We start from the raw sequence: 15853 nt of genomic DNA on the forward strand, positions 1-15853 counted from the left end.
GATGACCGCACCGCACACCCCGCACACCCCGTACGGGCCTCGCGACACCGAACTCGTCGTGCTCGACATGGCCGGCACCACCGTCGCCGACGGCGGCCTCGTCGAGCGGGCCTTCGACATGGCGGCCCGCGCGCTCGGCGTCGAACCGGGCAGCCCCGACCACGAAGAGAAGCTCCGGTACGTCCGCGCCACCATGGGCGAGTCCAAGATCTCCGTTTTCCGGCACCTCTTCGGCGACGAGGCGAGCGCCCGGCGCGCCAACACCGCCTTCGAGGAGGCGTACGGGGAACTCGTCGACGGCGGCCTGATCACCCCGCTGCCCGGCGCCCGCGAGACCATCGAAACCCTCCGCGCCGCCGGTCTGACCACCGTCCTGACCACCGGCTTCGCCCGCGTCACCCAGGACGCGATCCTGCGCGCGCTCGGCTGGCAGGACCTGGCATCGCTCACCCTCTGCCCCGCCGACGCCGGGCGCGGGCGCCCCTACCCGGACATGGTGCTCACCGCCCTGCTGCGCACCGGCGCCACCGACAGCGTGCAGCGGATCGCTGTGGCGGGCGACACCTCGTACGACATGCTCTCCGGGCGCCGCGCGGGTGCCGCCGTCGTGGCCGGGGTCCTCACCGGCGCGCACGACACGGCGCAGCTGGAGGCGGCCGGCGCCACCCATGTCCTCGGCTCGGTCGCCGGACTCCCCGCGCTGCTCGGGGTGGTGTGAGATGCCGCCCGCACCGCAGGCGGACACCCCGGCGGGCATCCGCTTCGACGGGGTGAGCGTCGCCTACGGCCGCAACGTCGTCCTGGACGGCCTCGATCTGACCGTCGAGCCGGGCGAGGTGATGGCGCTGCTCGGGCCGTCCGGATCCGGGAAGACCACCGCGCTGCGGGCGGTCGCCGGGTTCGTCAGGCCGGTGTCGGGGCGGGTGCTGATCGGCGGCCGTGACGTCACCGACCTGCCGCCGTACCGCCGCGGCATCGGCATGGTCGTCCAGCAGTACGCCCTGTTCCCGCACATGAAGGTCGCCGAGAACGTCGCCTTCGGTCTCAAGGCGCAGAAGGTGCCGCGTGCCGAGATCGCCCCCCGGGTGACCGAGGCGCTGGAGATGACCGGCATGGCCGGGTACGCGGACCGGCACCCCAGGGAGCTGTCCGGCGGGCAGCAGCAGCGGGTGGCCATCGCGCGGGCGCTCGCCATCCGCCCCGGCGTGCTGCTCCTGGACGAACCGCTGTCCGCCCTCGACACCCGGCTGCGCTCCGAAATGCTCGCCGAACTCGCCCGCCTGCACCGCGAGTTGCCTGACGTCTCCATCCTCTACGTCACCCACGACCAGGTGGAGGCGCTGACCCTCGCCGACCGGATCGCCGTGATGGACCGGGCCAGACTGCGCGACTGCGGCACACCCCAGGACCTCTACCGCCGCCCGCGCACCGAGTTCACCGCCTCCTTCGTGGGCACCGCGAACCTGCTGCCGGTGACCGTGACGGACGGCGCGGTCCGCTTCGCCGGCCGGACGCTGCCACTCGCCACGGGCGGCGCGGCCGATGGCGCCGCCGCCACCCTGTGCGTACGCCCGCACCTCGTCGGCATCGGCGAGAGCCCGGCGGGGGACGGCGCCACCCTGCGCGGCACCGTCACCGACATCGAATGGCGCGGTGCCACCCACCGGCTGTACGCGGAGGTGTCAGGCCACCGCGTCATGGCCGACGTCCGCGAACTGCGCGAAACCCCGGCGCCGGGCGACGGGATCGCCCTGCACTTCGCCCCCGATGACGCGGTCCTCATCCCCGCCGGGCTCGCCGGAAGCGGCGTGGCCGATGGCTAGTACGGCACCGGCCGCCCGCCGCGCGCAGGCCCTCTGGGCGCTGCCGCCCGTCGCCGCGCTGGCCCTCGTCTTCCTCTATCCGCTCGCCCTGGTGGTGTGGCAGTCCTTCAGCCCCGAGGACGGCGGCCACTCCACCGCGCCCTACGCGGCGGTGCTCGCCCAGGCGTCGTTCCGCGACGCGCTGGCCAACACCGTGCTGATCGCCGTCGGCGCCACCGCCGGCGCCCTCGTGCTGGGCTGCGTCCTCGCGCTGGTCATCGCCTTCGTGCCCTTTCCCGGCGGCCGGGCGCTCGGCCGCTTCATCGACGTCTTCCTCGCCTTCCCCTCCTTCCTCATCACCCTCGCGCTGCTCTTCCTCTACGGCACCGTCGGCGTCGCCAACGGCGTGTGGGTCCAGGCGGCCGGCGCGGCGAGCGGACCCTTCGACTTCCTGCACACCCCCTGGGGCGTGCTGCTCGCCGAGGTCACCTACTTCACGCCCTTCGTGATGCGCCCGCTGCTGGCCGCCTTCGCCCAGGTGGAGACCGGTCAGCTGGAGGCCGCCTCGTCCCTCGGCGCCCGGCCCTGGCGGATCGTGCGGCAGGTGATCCTGCCCGAGGCGCTGCCCTCGCTCGCGGCGGGCGGCGCGCTGGTGCTGGTGATGTGCCTGAACGAGTTCGGCATCGTGCTCTTCACCGGCGCCAAGGACGTCGTGACCCTGCCGGTCCTCGTCTACACCAAGGCCATCCTCGACGGTGACTACACCGGAGCCTGCGTCGTCGCCGTCGTCAACATCGCCCTGTCCGTCGCGCTGTACGCGCTCTACCGGTGCGTGGCGGCCCGTACCGCCGCCGGAGGTGTCCGCCGTGCTCGTGCATAGCCGAGCTGCCCGATGGACGGTGTGGACCGTCTTCTTCGCGCTCTTCCTGCCGCTCTTCGCGCTGCCCCTGCTGGTGATCGTGGCCGCGTCCTTCGCCACCGGCTGGAGCGGAGCCCTCCCCTCCGGCGCGACCCTGGCGCACTACCGGGACATGGCGCACGGCGGCTCCCTGGACGCCCTGGTGACGAGCGTGCTGACCGCGCTGGCCGCGAGCGTCATCGCGCTGACGGCCGGGACCTGGGCGGCGCTGGCGGCCGAGCGGCTGCCGCGCCGCGTCCGCAGGATCGTCGACGGCCTGTTCCTGCTGCCCGTCGCCGTGCCGTCCGTCGCCGTCGGCCTCTCCCTGCTGGTCGCCTTCTCGCAGCCGCCGCTGCTGCTCAACGGCACCCGGCAGATCGTGATCATCGCGCACACGGTGCTGGTCACCGCCTTCGCCCACCAGTCCGTCAGCGCCGCGCTCACCCGTCTCGACCCGGCGTACGAACAGAGCGCGGCCGGGCTCGGCGCGCGCCCCGGCTACGTCCTGTGGCGGGTGAAACTGCCGCTGCTGCTGCCGTCCCTGACCGCAGCCGCCGGGCTCTGCTTCGCCCTGTCCATGGGCGAGTTGAGCGCCACGATGATGATTTACCCGCCCGACTGGATGCCGCTGCCGGTGCAGATCTTCGCCACCACCGACCGGGGCTCCCTCTTCGCGGGCGCCGCGCTCGCCGTCGTCCTGATGGCCGCCACCTTCCTCGTCCTGCTCGCCGTCTCCCGCATCCGCACCAGGGCCTCGTACCGCTGACCCCTCCCACCAGGAGCCCCACCCGCCATGCGCACGCACTCCCTTCCCGCCTCGCTCGCCGCCTGCGGCGGTGCGCTCGCCCTCGCCGCTTCGCTGACCGCCTGCGGCGCCACCGCCGACCCGAACGCCAAGGAGATCACCGTCTACAGCGCCGACGGCCTCCGCGGCGAGAAGGGCGACGGCTTCTACGACACGGTCTTCAAGGGCTTCGAGAAGAAGACCGGCATCAAGGTCAACTACGTCGAGAGCGGTTCCGGCGCCGCCGTCCAGCGGCTGGCGCGCGAGCGCTCCCACACCCAGGCCGATGTGCTCGTCACCCTCCCGCCCTTCATCCAGCAGGCCGACGGCAAGGGCCTGCTGGACACCTACCGGCCCCGGGGCTCCGACCAGGTCGCCGCCCACGACAAGGACCCGGGCGGCAGATGGACCTCGGTCGTCAACAACTACTTCTGCTTCATCTACAACAAGAAGGAGCTGAAGCGGCCCCCGGAGAGCTGGCAGGACCTGCTCGACGCCAGGTACCGGGGCAAACTCCAGTACTCGACGCCGGGGGTGGCGGGCGACGGCACCGCCGTCGTCGTCAAGGCCATGCACGACCTCGGCGGGCAGGCACCGGCCATGGCCTACTTCAAGAAGCTCCAGGCCAACAACGTCGGCCCGTCCTCCTCCACCGGCCAGCTCGCCCCCAAGACCGACAAGGGCGAACTCCTGGTCGCCAACGGCGATGTGCAGATGAACTACGCGAACATGCCCGCCATGCCGCACCAGGGCATCTTCTTCCCCGCGGCGAAGCCGGGCGGCAAGCCCTCCACCTTCGCCCTGCCGTACGCGGCGGGCCTGGTCAAGAACGCCCCGCACACCGCCCAGGCCAAGAAGTTCCTCGACTACCTGCTCTCCGAGCCCGTCCAGCGCCAGGTCTCCGCGGCCGGCGGCGGCTTCGCGGCCCGCCAGGACATCGAGGCGAAGGACGCCCGCGCCACCGAACTCGCCGCCCTCATGAAGGGAGTCGAGATCTTCGAGCCGGACTGGAAGGACATCGACAAGAACCTGGACGGCTACGTCGGCGCCTGGCGCACGGCGACCGGCAGCTGAGCCCGCGGCCCCGGCGGACCGGAACCCGGACGACCGCCGGGGTCTCCCCGGGCCCGCCCTGACTTAGGCTGGCCGTGTCGGCTGTACGTACGAGTCCGCGGCGCACGGTGTGGTCCGCGGGGCGTACGGGAGGCGGTCGGCGCCCCTGGTCAACACGTACGGCAGGAGTCCGGCAGTGGCAGAGCGCAAGCCGATCGAGTCATGGCTCACCGACATGGACGGCGTCCTGATGCACGAGGGCATCCCCGTTCCCGGCGCCGACGCCTTCATCAAGCGGCTCCGCGAATCGGGCAAGCCCTTCCTCGTGCTGACCAACAACTCCATCTACACCCCGCGTGACCTGCACGCCAGGCTGTCCCGGATCGGGCTCGACGTGCCGTGGGAGTCGATCTGGACCTCCGCGCTCGCCACCGCCCAGTTCCTCGACGACCAGCGCCCCGGCGGCACCGCGTACGTCATCGGGGAGGCGGGCCTGACCACCGCCCTGCACGACATCGGCTACGTCCTCACCGACCACGCCCCCGATTACGTCGTGCTCGGCGAGACCCGGACCTACTCGTTCGAGGCGCTGACGAAGGCGATCCGGCTGATCAACGACGGCGCCCGCTTCATCGCCACCAACCCCGACGAGACCGGCCCGTCGGCCGAGGGCGCGCTGCCCGCGACGGGATCGGTCGCCGCGCTGATCACCAAGGCGACCGGCGTCGACCCGTACTTCGTCGGCAAGCCCAACCCGCTGATGATGCGGCACGGCCTCAACGTCATCGGCGCGCACTCCGAGACCTCCGCCATGATCGGCGACCGGATGGACACCGACGTGGTGGCAGGACTGGAGGCGGGCATGGAGACCTTCCTGGTCCTCACCGGCCTCACCCGCCCCGAAGAGGTCGAGCGGCACCCCTTCCGCCCCTCCCGCGTCGTCGACTCCATCGCGGACCTCGTCGACCTGATCTGACCGGCCCGCCGTCCGGTGCCCCGCTCACCTGAACGGGGCACCGGACGGCCGCCCCGGATGCGGCAGAACCGGCGCGGGCGGACCTTCGACATATCGGAGGTTCACCATGCGCTCACCGCACTTCACTCTCTGTGCCGCACTCGCAGTGTGTGCGGTGACGGCATCGCCCGCGTACGCAGGGGACGGGCGCGGCGCCGGAACCGGCACGGCACTCGTCGCCCCGGCCGCGGCCCCGAGCGGCTCGGCGGCCCTGCCCGGCACCGGCCCGGCGGCCCGCGCCGTCATACCGGAGGTCAGGCCCCACCCGGAACCGGCCCCACGGCCCGAGCCCGCGCAGGTCACCGGCGCCGCGACCGACACCGAGATGAACAACACCCAGGCCGTCGGCCTCGTCCTGGCCGGCGGCGCGGTCCTGATCATCGCCGGGCAACTGCTCAGACTCCGCCTGCGCACCCGCCGCGAACGGCAGGGCGGTGGCGATGAGGACTGAGCGCCACGGCGCCGCGGGGGTGGCCGCGACGGTCACCACGGGCGCGAGTCCGGGCGCCGGATACGGGCGGCTGTTCATCGGGGTGGGATGGCTGGTGCTGCTGCTCGGCCTGTGGCTGTGGGGGAGCGGAGCGGCGGGGAACGCCGCCCTGTCCCAGCTGACCGCCACCGGAGACGTCGCAGCCGTCGGCCGCCCCTTGGGCGGCGGGCCCCCGCGCACCCACGACCCGGTCGCCGCGCCCGGCACCGTACGCCCCAGCGGCCTCACCATCCCCGCCCTCGGCATGCACGCCGGGCTCGTCGCACAGGGTCTGGACGCGGACGGCGCGGTGGCCGTGCCCCGGGCCGACGCACCCGGCAGGGTCGGCTGGCACGCGGACGGGCCGCAACCCGGTGCGGCCGGAGCGGCGGTGCTCGCCGGCCGGTCCACAGGGGGCCGGGGGCGGGCCGCCTTCGCCGGTCTGACCAGGCTCAGGCCGGGCGCGCGGGTGGACGTACAACGCTCGGACGGCAGCACCGCACGGTTCACCGTCGAGGACGTCCAGATCTTCGAGCACCGGGACTTCGACGCACGGAAGGTCCGCCGCGCCCACGAGCCCGACCGGGCCGAACTGCGGCTGGTGACCCGCGGCGCGCACCCCGGCACCGCACGGGACGGCGGCCCGGCCGACGTGGTGGTCTCGGCCTACCTGAGCGGCTACGCACCGGGCCGCCCGGCGTCCGGCTGATCCGCCGCGCACCGGGCCGTGCCCGGGAACGACTGAGGCCCCCCGCATGGCGAGGGGCCTCAGTCCTACGTGCGCCGCCAGGGACTCGAACCCCGGACCCGCTGATTAAGAGTCAGCTGCTCTAACCAACTGAGCTAGCGGCGCGCGCTGACCTGAATAACTTTACACGAATGCCCGGAGTGCTTCCGACCGCCTTTGGCTGTCCGGGCACCTCTTCATGCGTGAAAGGCCGGTGATACGCGTCACATGGGTGGGCTTCGGGGAATCCGGGCCGGGGGAAGCGGCGCGGGGAAAGGCGAGGGGAATCGACGCCGTAAGAGCGGCACACGGAAAGGGCGCCGCATCTACCGCACGGAATTCCTGTCCGATGCGGGCGAAAGTCCCTCGATCTCAGGACCTTCGACTGGTGGGTTGCCCGAATTGCTCTGTGAAGATCGAGTTCAGTGCGCTAGATCATCAGTTGCCCCGTCAACATGCGATATCGCCCGCCGGTTGCGAGGCTGAAGCGAGTGCCGGGGCGGGAGAAGAGCGGAACGCGGACGGAGGGAAGCGGGAATGCCAGTGCAGGGTCGCGCGGCGGGCGCCCGCGGGTATCCGTGCGCCGCCGGCACCGCCGCGGCACCCGTGCCGACCGTGACCCGCGACGCGCAGGTAAGGACCGCGTTCGCGATGGTGTCCGTCACTCCTGCCCCGACTGTTGCAACCCCGTCCCTCTGGGTCACGTCTGCTAAGACGCGCACCCCGAACTCGGGTCCGCCGGGACCGTCCCCCCTCGGAAAGGTTGATCGTCATGGTGTCGACAGCCAAGCGCACCCTGGAGATGCAGCTCCTGCTCGGCCCGGAAGAAGCCCTTCCGGTGTCCGGCACGTTCAGCTACCGCAGCGACCGGCCCTACGAGGTCGAGGTCGCGTTCGTCAGCCGTGGCGCCACGGTCGCGACCTGGCTGTTCGGCCGCGAGCTGCTGCTGGACGGGCTGCGCGGCGAGGAGGGCGAGGGGGACGTACGGGTGTGGCCCTTCCGCGAGGCGGACGGGCAGCGCCGGATCCACATCGAGCTGTTCACCGACGACGCCGTCTGTGAACTGTCGGTGCGCACGGGGGAACTGGCCGCATGGCTGGAACAGACGGTCGCGATCGTGCCACCCGGCCACGAGGACCGCTATCTGGATATGGACACCCACCTGGCTCGGCTGTTCGCGGGGAAGTGCTGATGACGACCATGACCACCACGACCGACCCCGGCCCCGGCACGCGGGCGGCGCAGCGCAGGCTGCCGACGCCGCCCGCGCAGCGCACGGCACCGCAACCGGCCGCCCCGCGCGAAGGGGACCACCCGTACGTGCCCGAGCAGCGACAGGCCGGGCACGAGGGCCCGAGCGGCCACGACGGCCGGCCGGCGCAGCAGCCCGATTCCGGCCACCCGGATCTGCCGGATGTGACAGCGGACCAGCGGACCGCCGACGCGCGGGCGCACGATCCGCGGGCACACGGCTTCCTGCCGGAGCGGCCACCGGTGCGCAGCATGATCGGCACCTGGACGCGGCTGGACGCGACGGCGCGCGCGGTGGCCGTCACCCCCGACCGTGCGGCGGCCGTCGCGGCCGTCGAGCGCGCCGGCCGCAGCGGCGAACTGGCCGCTCTCCGGCAGCGCGTCTCGCGGCTGTCGCCGCGCAACGCCGAGGCCGCGGCGATGCGGATCGCGGTGATCGCGGTGGCCTGCGGCTGGAACGGGCTCGACCCGCAGGCGCCGGCCGCGCGCGAGTCGGCCGACGGGGCGTTCCTCGACCTGTGGGCCGCGATCGCGCACCGCATCGACCACGACCAGTTCGTCGCGCTGCCCACGCTGTCGCTGCACAACTGGGCCCCGGAGCGCAAGCCGCGCCGGCACCTGCCGATCGACCAACTGGCCCGTACCGAACAGCTGGTGCCGATCGTCCGCTGGGCGCCCGAAGGCCAGCCGCTGTGCCGCCTCGACCGGCTGATGCTGGCCGTGACGCGCCTCGAAGCGCACGGCATCTGGCTCTTCCGGCTCGCCGAAACCCTCGCGGGCCGGTCGCCCGACGACTCCTCCACCCCGACGGCGCTCCGCCGTCTGGTCCGCATCCAACACGCGCTGCGGGCCCAACTCCAGGAGGAGACCGCGGAGTTGGCGGCGGCCCCGGCGACCGCGCAGCAGTGCGCGGTGCTCGGCGCGCTGGCCGCCCAGGGTGCTCTGGAGCCGCCGGTGCTTCAGGCGGCGGACGCGGTGCTCGGCGTCGGCGGGCGGCGTACGGGCGAGGGCGGGCGGCAGTCGGTGCGCCGCCATCTGCCCACGCACCACCGCGCCTGGCTCGGCGCCATGGACCGGCACTGCGCACCGGTCCGCACCCTCGCCCACCGCGGCGGCCCGGATGCCGCCGTCTACCGCGAGGCACAGGAGTCGCTGATCGCGCTGCGGCGTACGTACACGACCCTGGTGCACACGGCCGCCCGCCCCGGCCCCGGAGATCTCGCCACCGCGGCCTGAGGCACCGGGTGGGCGCCCCGGATCCGGGACGCTCCTGACGGACGGGCGACGCCCGGGGGCGCCCGCGGAGCGCGAGGCCCCCAGGACAAGGCAGTTGCGGGTCATCGGCGTACCGCCGGTGGCCCGCTTTCGGCATGCTCCGGAAGCCGGTTCTCCGGTTGTTATTGGTCTGGACATGTCCAGCACCCGTCGTTAGTCTCCGAGATGGTCTAGACCGCACCTCCCCCCCCCGCTGATGAAACACCCCACGTTCGTCAGGAGCGAAGCATGCGCAAAAGGATCAGTGCTGCCGTGATCGGGCTCGGCGTCGTCGGCGCCTCCCTGCTGGCCACCACCAGTGCGTCCAGCCACGGCTACAGTGACGCACCCCCCAGCCGGCAGGCGCTCTGCGCCAAGGGCACGGTCAAGGACTGCGGCGCGATCGCCTATGAACCCCAGAGCGTCGAGGGCCCCAAGGGCTTCCCCGCCGCAGGTCCCGCCGACGGCAAGATCTGCTCCGGCGGGAACGAAGGATTCGGTGAGCTGGACGACCCGCGCGGCGGCAAGTGGCCGGCGACCAAGCTGTCCGCCGGGCAGGGATACACCTTCACCTGGCGGCTGACCGCACGTCATGCCACCACGGACTTCGAGTACTTCATCACCAAGGACAGCTACGACCCGAGCAAGCCGCTCACCCGCGCCGACCTTGAGCCCGAGCCGTTCATGACGGTGCCGATGGGCGGCAAGCAGCCGGAGGCGACGGTGCAGCACCAGGGCACCGTCCCGACGCAGAAGGCCGGCCACCACATCATCCTGGGTGTCTGGAACATCGCCGACACGGGCAACGCCTTCTACGCCTGCTCGGACGTCGACCTCACCTGACCCGGCCCCGGCCGCAGGTGCGCACACCGCCCGCCTGCGGCCCCTGACCGCCTGGCCTCCGGACCCGCCGGACCCGCCCGGTCCCGTGCCGTCCCCGGCCCGCAAGTCCTCACCTTGCGGGTTCGCGGACCGGGCCGGGCCGAGCCTCCGGAGGTCAGGCATCCACGCCAAGGACGGGCCGGAACGCCGAAGTGGGCGCCCTCGGAAACCGAGGACGCCCACTTCACAGGTGCGCCGCCAGGGACTCGAACCCCGGACCCGCTGATTAAGAGTCAGCTGCTCTAACCAACTGAGCTAGCGGCGCGCGCTGACGAAATAAATACTACCTGGTCCCGGCGGGTGCTCCGGACCACCGGCCGGGACGGAGCGCGCGGAGCGGCCCGACGCGAGCGGTACGAGGCCGCCCGCCCCGTGGTCGGGCGGCGTCGTGACCGGGCCCGCGGATCAGAGCGCGAGCGAGAGCAGTACCGGGGCGGCCCTGCGGTTGAGGGCGTCGGCGGCCTGCCGCAGGCGGTGCGCGTGCTCCAGCGGCATCGACAGGGCGAGGCAGCCGACCGTCGAACCCGCGGTGATCGGCACGGCGGCGCAGACCGTGCCGACGGCGTACTCCTGGAGGTCGAGTACGGGAACCGTCGGCGGCTGGCTGTCGAGCTTGTGCAGCAGGATCCGCTCGTTGGTGATCGTCCGGGAGGTGAGCCGGGCCGTCTTGTGCCGGGAGAGGTGGTCCTTGCGGCCGTCGTGGTCCAGCTGCGCCAGCAGGCACTTGCCGACCGCACTGGCGTGGGCCGTGCGCCGGAACTCCGCCCACTCGTTGACCTTGGGGGCGAGCGGCCCGTCGGCGTAGTGCAGGATCTTGACCTCGCCGTCGATGTAGCGGCTGATGTACACCGCGGCGCCGACCGAGTCCCGCAGCTCGTCGAGCGTGATCTGGAGCTTGCCCCGGAGTGCCTGGTCGCGGTCGCCGCCGGTACCCAGCAGGAGGAGCGATTCGCCGACGACGTACGCGCCGTCGGAGACCTGCTCGATGTAGCTCTCGCGCTGCAGCATCGACAGCATGTGCGCGAGATGGCCGGTGGCCAGGCCGGTCTCGCGGGCGATCTGGACGTCGGTCACGCCACTGGCGTGCCGGGAGATGGTTTCGAGCACGCGAAGGGCGTACTGCACCGAATGGAACGGCGCGGTCGGCTCGGGCTTCAGCGCCACGGTGTCCCCCTAGCAGGTTGGTACCGCTTGCGTAGTGACCGTCGCGGGCGGGGCGAACGGCGGGGACCGGACGCTCCCGGACAGCGGGGCTCGTACCACGATAGCGGCCAACGGCCTTCGGTGGAGGGGGTCTTGACCGAAAAGCACGGTCCGGTATGCGCCTGTCCAGGGAAGCGCCACGCTGGCATATGCCACAGGCACAGTAGTGCCGCTTCAGAGCACCGCGCTCCGTCATGAGTGCTTACGGTGCGGGTGCCTGATGTGTAACCCCTGGAACGCCATGAGGGGTTGGGGCGTAAGTGTGATGGTGGAGCCCGGTGGTGATGCTGTTCCGTACGGGTGTCACGGAATTCACCGTTTCGGACGGCCCGCCGTACCGGCCCGGCGTCTCACAAAGGGATACCCAGGAACCGGACGCGCAGATTGCCGGCGCGCGCCCGGAAGAGACCGGCACACGACCGAAGAGGACCGATAGGAGGCCACATGGCCGACCGTTTCATCGAAGTCTCGCTGGACAAGCGGGGCGTGAGCTGCACCGCGAAGCTGCTGGACGCGCGGGCGCCGATCACCTGCAACGCCGTCTGGGACGCCCTGCCGCTCGGCGGCGACGTCTACCACGCCAAGTACGCCCGCAACGAGATCTACGCCCTGGTCCCGCCGTTCGCCCCCCAGGAGCCGCCGCTGGAGAACCCCACCATCACACCGATCCCCGGCGACCTGTGCTACTTCACCTTCAGCGACACCGAGTTGGGCACCGCCTCCTACGGCTACGAGTCCGCGGCCGGGCACCAGGGCCGCGCCACCGTCGTCGACCTCGCGCTCTTCTACGAGCGCAACAACCTGCTGATCAACGGTGACGCGGGCTGGGTGCCCGGCATCGTCTGGGGCTCCGTCGTGGAGGGCCTCGACCGGATGGCCGACGCCTGCCAGGACCTCTGGCGGGGCGGCGCGCTCGGCGAGACCCTCAACTTCCGCCGGGCCTAGGGATGTCGGCGACCCCGGCGGTGTAGAGGGCGTGCGCGGCGCGCAGCACCAGCGCGTCCGCGTGCCGCGCGCCGATCAGTTGCACCCCGATCGGCAGCCCGTCGCCGTCCAGACCGCAGGGCACGGTCGCGGCGGGCTGCTGCGTCATGTTGAACGGGTAGGTGAACGGTGTCCAGCCGGTCCAGCGGGTGTGCCCCGAACCCGCGGGGACCTCGGCCCCCGCCTCGAAGGCGGTGATCGGCTCGGTCGGTGTCACCAGCAGGTCGTAGGCGCTGTGGAAGCGGCCCATCGCCTGGCCGAGCGCCATCCGCGCGTCCACCGCCGCCAGATAGTCCAGCGCGCTGTACCGCTCGCCCTGCGCGCAGATCTCCCGCAGCCCCGGATCCAGCAGCTCCCGGTCCGCCGCGTCCAGGTGCTCGGCGACCCGCGCCGCACCGCTGAACCACAGCGTGTGGAACGCCTCCACCGGATTCTCGATCCCCGGATCGATCTCCTCGACGTACGCGCCGAGCGACGCCAGCGTCTCCACCGCCGACCGCACCGCAGCCGCGACGTCGGGCGCCACCGGCACGTCCCAGCCGAGCGCCGGGCTGTACGCCACCCGCAGCCCGGAGACCGGATCGTCCAGCGCCGCACGGAAGGACCCGGCGACCGGCCCGAGCTGCGACCAGTCGCGCCAGTCCGGGCCGCTGATCACGTCCATCAGCAGCGCCGCGTCCGCCGCGTCCCGGGTCATCGGCCCGGCGTGCGACAGCGTCCCGAACGGGCTCGCCGGATAGAGCGGCACCCGCCCGTACGTCGGCTTGAGCGCGAAGATCCCGCAGAACGACGCCGGGATACGGACCGACCCGCCGCCGTCCGTCCCCAGGCTGAGCGGCCCCGCGCCCAGCGCGACCGCCGCCGCGCTGCCGCCGCTTGAGCCGCCCGAGGTGCGCCCCGGGTCGTACGGATTGCCTGTCACCCCGTGCCGCGGACTGTCCGTCACGCCCTTCCAGCCGAACTCCGGTGTGGTCGTCTTGCCGAGGAACACCGCGCCCGACTCGCGCATCCGGGCCACCGCGGGCGCGTCCTCGTCCCAGGCCGCGTCCTCGGGCCTGACGGCCAGCGAGCCGCGCAGCGTGGGACGGCCGCGGGTCAGGAACAGGTCCTTGACGGTCGTCGGCACCCCGTCCACCGGACCGGCCGGCTGCCCCGACCGCCAGCGTTCCTCGGACGCCTCGGCCTCGGCCAGCGCCTCGTCGCCGTCGATCAGGGTGAAGGCGTTGGTCCTGGTCCTGGCCTCATCGGCCCGCTCCAGCGTCTCCCGGGTGACGTCGACGGGAGAGAACTCACCGGCGGCGTAACCGGCCGTGAGCCGCTGGGCGGAGAGGTCGGCGAGCTGGGTCGGTCCGGTCATGGCGTCCTCCGTGCGATGGGCCGCCCCGTGGCGGGGCGGCGGCCGGGTGCGGGGCTGCTGCGGTGGGGACGGAGCGGGGGAGGGGAGCGCGGGCGGAGGCTATCCCACCGGGACGTAACCGAGCTTCTTGTCGACGAGATTGCGCAGCGGTTCGCCGGCCGACCACTGGTCGAAGTTGTCCTGGAACTGCTCGGCGAGCGCGTCCCGCCAGCCCAGGGTGTCGCCGCTCATGTGCGGCGAGACGATCAGGTGCGGCACGTCCCACAGCGGGCTGTCGGACGCCAGCGGCTCCTCATCGAAGACGTCCAGCGCAGCCGCCGCGATCCGCCACTCGCGCAACGCGGCGACCAGCGCGTCCTCGACGACCAGCGGGCCGCGTCCCACGTTGATGAAGCGGGCCTGTGGCCGCATCAGGGCGAACGCCCGCCGGTCGAAGAGGCCGCGGGTGGCGTCGGTCAGGGGCGCCGCGCACACCACCCAGTCCGCCCGGCCCAGCAGCGGATGCAGCGCGTCGGACGCGTGCACCGTGCCGAACTCCGGGTCGCCGGTCCGCTCCCGGCGGCCCACCAGGTCGACGTCGACACCCAGTGCCATCAGGGTGGTGCCGACGGCCCGCCCGATCGGTCCCGAACCCACCACGACGGCCCGGCTCCCGGCCAGCCGCAGGGTCTCGCGGTGCCGCCAGCGCCGCTGCCGCTGGAGCTCCCAACTTCCGTAGAAATCTTTGGCCATGGCCAGGACGAGGCCCGCGACGTATTCGGCGATCGGCTGCTCGAAAACGCCGCGCGCATTGGTCACGAGGGTGTCGTCGGCGATCAGCGCCGGGCACAGCAGCCGGTCCACGCCGGCGCTCGCGGTGTGCACCCAGCGGGGGCGCGGGCCCTGCTCGGGCCACGCCTTCCGGATCGCATCGGAGGTGAAATCCCAGGCCAACAGCACGTCGGCGGAGGGGAGTAGGTCCGCGAGAGTGGTCTCGTCGGCGTAGACCACCCGGGCCCGGCCGGAGAGCCGGTCCAGCTTCGGCGGCGGGTCAGAACCTAGGACAAGGACGGTGTTTTCGGACATGGGCCTGCAACCGTTCTGAAACGTGAGTCCCCTTAACTGAAGGGGGCGCCGACAGATGCCTGAGATGCGAGGATTGACCACGCTAAGAAGTCGTATCTACCGTGTCAACAACGGCTCTGTTCCGACGTCCCGGCTTATACCGGCTGCTCCAAAAACCCCTGGCCATGGCCTGGCCAATCCAGCCCTTCGTTCTTCTAGGGGCCTTCATGGACGTCTCATTTCTCGGTGGCCCACAGCCCCAGCTCGGCGTGGGTGTCGTAGCGCCCTTCGACTTCGCACTCGACCGCGAGCTGTGGCGCTGGGTGCCCGACGACGTGTCCCTCCACCTCACCCGTACTCCCTTCGTGCCCGTCGAGGTCAGCCTCGACCTGGCCCGTCTGGTCAGTGAGCACGAAACGCTGCGCTCCGCCGTGCAGGCGCTGTGCGCGGTGTCCCCGCAGGTCGTCTCCTATGCCTGCACGTCCGGCAGCTTCGTCGGAGGAATGGCGGGCGAGCGGGCCATGACGACCGCCATGACCCAGGCGGGGGAGGTCCCCTCCCTCACCACATCGGGCGCGCTCATCGAAGCGCTGCGCGAGATCGGCGCATGGCGCATCGCCGTGGTGACGCCCTATACGAAATCGGTCACCGACTCCCTGGAGGACTTTCTCGGCGAGGCGGGAATCACGGTCACCGGCCGCGCCTACCTCGGACTGACCCGGCACATCTGGAAGGTGCCGTACCGCGACGTCGTCGACATGGCACGGACGGCCGTGGTGGGCGCCGCCGACGCGCTCTTCATCAGCTGTACGAACCTGCCGACCTACGACGTCATCCCGCAGCTGGAAGCCGAGCTGCGGATGCCGGTGCTGTCCGCCAACCAGGTCACGATGTGGGCCGCGCTGCGCGCCATCGGCGCCCGTGCGGTAGGCCCCTATCAGGCACTGCTGGATCCGGTGGCGCGGAGCGGTCCCGCCGCGATGTCCGGATCCGACGTGCCGCCCGACAGACGTCCGGCGGACACGCCCGAGGCCGCCTTCGCGGGGCCGCCGCTCGCACCCGAGCCCGACGCGGGCGAGGTCGGCGACCCACCGGACGACCTCGGGCCGAAGCCGCCGGTCTGAGCAGCC

At 72.3% G+C, this 15853-nt stretch carries 16 protein-coding genes and 2 tRNA genes; 13 read left to right on the forward strand and 5 right to left on the reverse strand.

What is annotated here, in order from left to right:
- Window position 1 precedes the first annotated feature (1 nt).
- The 8 genes from ACIBK8_RS03975 to ACIBK8_RS04010 all read left to right on the forward strand — a co-directional run bounded on the left by ACIBK8_RS03975 (window position 2) and on the right by ACIBK8_RS04010 (window position 6730).
- Complete coding sequence (locus ACIBK8_RS03975; protein WP_399039931.1) at window positions 2–718, forward strand: phosphonatase-like hydrolase; 717 nt, start codon at window positions 2–4, stop codon at window positions 716–718.
- A 1-nt stretch (window position 719) separates the two neighbouring features.
- Complete coding sequence (locus ACIBK8_RS03980; protein WP_399039933.1) at window positions 720–1823, forward strand: ABC transporter ATP-binding protein; 1104 nt, start codon at window positions 720–722, stop codon at window positions 1821–1823.
- Window positions 1816–2682, forward strand: coding sequence for a 2-aminoethylphosphonate ABC transporter permease subunit (locus ACIBK8_RS03985; RefSeq protein WP_399039934.1), 867 nt, complete (start codon window positions 1816–1818; stop codon window positions 2680–2682). Before ACIBK8_RS03980 ends, ACIBK8_RS03985 begins: the two co-directional genes overlap by 8 nt.
- Window positions 2669–3466, forward strand: a complete 798-nt coding sequence (locus ACIBK8_RS03990) for an ABC transporter permease (RefSeq protein ID WP_399039936.1) — start codon at window positions 2669–2671, stop codon at window positions 3464–3466. Before ACIBK8_RS03985 ends, ACIBK8_RS03990 begins: the two co-directional genes overlap by 14 nt.
- Before the next feature lie 27 nt (window positions 3467–3493).
- Window positions 3494–4558 (forward strand): 2-aminoethylphosphonate ABC transporter substrate-binding protein, encoded by a 1065-nt coding sequence (locus tag ACIBK8_RS03995; RefSeq protein ID WP_399039938.1) that lies wholly within the window; start codon window positions 3494–3496, stop codon window positions 4556–4558.
- 175 nt (window positions 4559–4733) lie between these two features.
- On the forward strand, window positions 4734–5513 hold the full coding sequence (locus tag ACIBK8_RS04000; RefSeq protein WP_227048831.1) for an HAD-IIA family hydrolase: 780 nt from the start codon (window positions 4734–4736) through the stop codon (window positions 5511–5513).
- A 154-nt stretch (window positions 5514–5667) separates the two neighbouring features.
- Window positions 5668–6003, forward strand: coding sequence for a hypothetical protein (locus ACIBK8_RS04005; RefSeq protein ID WP_399039940.1), 336 nt, complete (start codon window positions 5668–5670; stop codon window positions 6001–6003).
- Entirely contained in the window at window positions 5993–6730 is a 738-nt protein-coding gene (locus tag ACIBK8_RS04010; protein ID WP_399039941.1) for a class F sortase, read from the forward strand. Before ACIBK8_RS04005 ends, ACIBK8_RS04010 begins: the two co-directional genes overlap by 11 nt.
- A gap of 70 nt (window positions 6731–6800) precedes the next feature.
- Here the strand turns inward: ACIBK8_RS04010 and ACIBK8_RS04015 are convergent.
- Window positions 6801–6874: transfer RNA gene (locus tag ACIBK8_RS04015), tRNA-Lys, on the reverse strand.
- A gap of 646 nt (window positions 6875–7520) precedes the next feature.
- Here ACIBK8_RS04015 and ACIBK8_RS04020 point away from each other — a divergent pair.
- The 3 genes from ACIBK8_RS04020 to ACIBK8_RS04030 all read left to right on the forward strand — a co-directional run bounded on the left by ACIBK8_RS04020 (window position 7521) and on the right by ACIBK8_RS04030 (window position 10096).
- Window positions 7521–7940, forward strand: coding sequence for an SsgA family sporulation/cell division regulator (locus tag ACIBK8_RS04020; protein ID WP_399039943.1), 420 nt, complete (start codon window positions 7521–7523; stop codon window positions 7938–7940).
- Entirely contained in the window at window positions 7940–9235 is a 1296-nt protein-coding gene (locus tag ACIBK8_RS04025; RefSeq protein ID WP_399039944.1) for a hypothetical protein, read from the forward strand. Before ACIBK8_RS04020 ends, ACIBK8_RS04025 begins: the two co-directional genes overlap by 1 nt.
- Before the next feature lie 267 nt (window positions 9236–9502).
- Window positions 9503–10096, forward strand: a complete 594-nt coding sequence (locus ACIBK8_RS04030; protein WP_399039945.1) for a lytic polysaccharide monooxygenase — start codon at window positions 9503–9505, stop codon at window positions 10094–10096.
- 230 nt (window positions 10097–10326) lie between these two features.
- Here the strand turns inward: ACIBK8_RS04030 and ACIBK8_RS04035 are convergent.
- Together ACIBK8_RS04035 and ACIBK8_RS04040 are read right to left on the reverse strand one after the other, a co-directional pair.
- A tRNA-Lys gene (locus ACIBK8_RS04035) sits at window positions 10327–10400 on the reverse strand.
- Window positions 10401–10540: 140 nt separating this feature from the next.
- On the reverse strand, window positions 10541–11299 hold the full coding sequence (locus ACIBK8_RS04040; RefSeq protein ID WP_399039947.1) for an IclR family transcriptional regulator: 759 nt from the start codon (window positions 11297–11299) through the stop codon (window positions 10541–10543).
- A gap of 483 nt (window positions 11300–11782) precedes the next feature.
- On the opposite strand from ACIBK8_RS04040, the gene ACIBK8_RS04045 reads away from it, so the two are divergent.
- The gene (locus tag ACIBK8_RS04045; RefSeq protein ID WP_399039948.1) at window positions 11783–12283 is read left to right on the forward strand and encodes a DUF3830 family protein; all 501 of its coding nucleotides are present in this window, start codon (window positions 11783–11785) and stop codon (window positions 12281–12283) included.
- Here the strand turns inward: ACIBK8_RS04045 and ACIBK8_RS04050 are convergent.
- Both ACIBK8_RS04050 and ACIBK8_RS04055 read right to left on the reverse strand, forming a co-directional pair.
- Window positions 12264–13679 carry an amidase gene (locus ACIBK8_RS04050; RefSeq protein ID WP_399039949.1) on the reverse strand — a complete coding sequence of 472 codons (1416 nt, stop codon included), beginning with the start codon at window positions 13677–13679 and terminating at the stop codon, window positions 12264–12266. The genes ACIBK8_RS04045 and ACIBK8_RS04050 overlap by 20 nt on opposite strands.
- 99 nt (window positions 13680–13778) lie before the next feature.
- Complete coding sequence (locus ACIBK8_RS04055) at window positions 13779–14744, reverse strand: D-2-hydroxyacid dehydrogenase (RefSeq protein ID WP_399039950.1); 966 nt, start codon at window positions 14742–14744, stop codon at window positions 13779–13781.
- Between the two features lie 206 nt (window positions 14745–14950).
- Here ACIBK8_RS04055 and ACIBK8_RS04060 point away from each other — a divergent pair, with 206 nt between their 5' ends.
- The gene (locus tag ACIBK8_RS04060; protein WP_399039951.1) at window positions 14951–15847 is read left to right on the forward strand and encodes a decarboxylase; all 897 of its coding nucleotides are present in this window, start codon (window positions 14951–14953) and stop codon (window positions 15845–15847) included.
- Window positions 15848–15853: the final 6 nt, after the last annotated feature.

Origin of the sequence: Streptomyces sp. NPDC050161 (assembly GCF_044460025.1) — a bacterium.
Classification (GTDB): Bacteria; Actinomycetota; Actinomycetes; order Streptomycetales; family Streptomycetaceae; genus Streptomyces.

Coding starts and splice junctions, on each gene's coding strand:
- ACIBK8_RS03975 (WP_399039931.1), top strand. CDS start 2: ATGACCGCACCGCACACCCCGCACACCCCGTACGGGCCTCGCGACACC.
- ACIBK8_RS03980 (WP_399039933.1), top strand. CDS start 720: ATGCCGCCCGCACCGCAGGCGGACACCCCGGCGGGCATCCGCTTCGAC.
- ACIBK8_RS03985 (WP_399039934.1), top strand. CDS start 1,816: ATGGCTAGTACGGCACCGGCCGCCCGCCGCGCGCAGGCCCTCTGGGCG.
- ACIBK8_RS03995 (WP_399039938.1), top strand. CDS start 3,494: ATGCGCACGCACTCCCTTCCCGCCTCGCTCGCCGCCTGCGGCGGTGCG.
- ACIBK8_RS04010 (WP_399039941.1), top strand. CDS start 5,993: ATGAGGACTGAGCGCCACGGCGCCGCGGGGGTGGCCGCGACGGTCACC.
- ACIBK8_RS04020 (WP_399039943.1), top strand. CDS start 7,521: ATGGTGTCGACAGCCAAGCGCACCCTGGAGATGCAGCTCCTGCTCGGC.
- ACIBK8_RS04025 (WP_399039944.1), top strand. CDS start 7,940: ATGACGACCATGACCACCACGACCGACCCCGGCCCCGGCACGCGGGCG.
- ACIBK8_RS04030 (WP_399039945.1), top strand. CDS start 9,503: ATGCGCAAAAGGATCAGTGCTGCCGTGATCGGGCTCGGCGTCGTCGGC.
- ACIBK8_RS04045 (WP_399039948.1), top strand. CDS start 11,783: ATGGCCGACCGTTTCATCGAAGTCTCGCTGGACAAGCGGGGCGTGAGC.
- ACIBK8_RS04050 (WP_399039949.1), bottom strand. CDS start 13,679: ATGACCGGACCGACCCAGCTCGCCGACCTCTCCGCCCAGCGGCTCACG.
- ACIBK8_RS04055 (WP_399039950.1), bottom strand. CDS start 14,744: ATGTCCGAAAACACCGTCCTTGTCCTAGGTTCTGACCCGCCGCCGAAG.
- ACIBK8_RS04060 (WP_399039951.1), top strand. CDS start 14,951: ATGGACGTCTCATTTCTCGGTGGCCCACAGCCCCAGCTCGGCGTGGGT.